At 54.9% G+C, this 1,595-nt stretch carries 1 rRNA gene; it reads right to left on the reverse strand.

Annotation, left to right across the window (positions count from 1 at the left end):
• Positions 1–1,595 (reverse strand): 23S ribosomal RNA (locus F1379_RS29440); the annotation flags it as partial.

Genomic DNA, 1,595 nt, shown 5'->3' on the forward strand with positions numbered 1-1,595 from the left:
CTGCACTTCCACCTCCAACCTATCTACCTCGTCGTCTTCAAGGGGTCTTACATACTGGGAAATCTCATCTTGAGGGGGGCTTCACGCTTAGATGCTTTCAGCGCTTATCCCGTCCGTACGTAGCTACCCAGCCATGCTCCTGGCGGAACAACTGGTGCACCAGCGGTACGTCCATCCCGGTCCTCTCGTACTAAGGACAGCTCCTCTCAAATTTCCTGCGCCCACGACAGATAGGGACCGAACTGTCTCACGACGTTCTGAACCCAGCTCGCGTACCGCTTTAATGGGCGAACAGCCCAACCCTTGGGACCTACTTCAGCCCCAGGATGCGATGAGCCGACATCGAGGTGCCAAACCTCCCCGTCGATGTGGACTCTTGGGGGAGATAAGCCTGTTATCCCCAGGGTAGCTTTTATCCGTTGAGCGATGGCCCTTCCATGCGGTACCACCGGATCACTAAGTCCGACTTTCGTCCCTGCTCGACTTGTAGGTCTCGCAGTCAAGCTCCCTTTTGCCTTTGCACTCTGCGAATGATTTCCAACCATTCTGAGGGAACCTTTGAACGCCTCCGTTACTCTTTAGGAGGCGACCGCCCCAGTCAAACTGCCCGCCTGACACGGTCCCTGTACCCGCTTAGGGTACCAGGTTAGAACCTAGATACGATCAGGGTGGTATCCCAACGGCGCCTCCACCGAAGCTTGCGCTCCGGCTTCTACGGCTCCCACCTATCCTGTACAAATCGTACCCAAATTCAATATCAAGCTGCAGTAAAGCTCCATGGGGTCTTTCCGTCTTGTCGCGGGTAACCTGCATCTTCACAGGTATTAAAATTTCACCGGATCTCTCGTTGAGACAGCGCCCAAGTCGTTACGCCATTCGTGCGGGTCAGAATTTACCTGACAAGGAATTTCGCTACCTTAGGACCGTTATAGTTACGGCCGCCGTTTACTGGGGCTTCGGTTCATAGCTTCGGGTTACCCCTAACCACTCCCCTTAACCTTCCAGCACCGGGCAGGCGTCAGCCCGTATACTTCGCCTTGCGGCTTCGCACAGACCTGTGTTTTTGCTAAACAGTCGCTTGGGCCTTTTCACTGCGGCCCCCTCGGGCTATTCACCCTACCGAGGCACCCCTTCTCCCGAAGTTACGGGGTCATTTTGCCGAGTTCCTTAACGAGAGTTCTTCCGCGCGCCTTAGAATTCTCTTCTCGCCTACCTGTGTCGGTTTGCGGTACGGGCACCTTCTCCTGGCTAGAGGCTTTTCTTGGCAGTGTGAGATCATGACCTTCGCTACTGTAATTTTCGCTCCCCATCACAGCCCAGCCTTATCGATGTGCGGATTTGCCTACACATCAGCCTCACTGCTTGGACGGACATCCATCAGTCCGCGTCACTACCCTCCTGCGTCACCCCATCGCTCATAGCGGATTACGGTGGTACAGTAATTTCAAACTGTTGTCCTTCGACTACGCCTGTCGGCCTCGCCTTAGGTCCCGACTTACCCTGAGCGGACGAGCCTTCCTCAGGAAACCTTGGGCTTTCGGCGGATCAGATTCTCACTGATCTTTTCGTTACTCATACCGGCATTCTCACTTGTG

It is taken from the genome of Paenibacillus tepidiphilus (genome assembly GCF_008635795.1).
GTDB lineage: Bacteria > Bacillota > Bacilli > Paenibacillales > Paenibacillaceae > Paenibacillus_AQ > Paenibacillus_AQ tepidiphilus.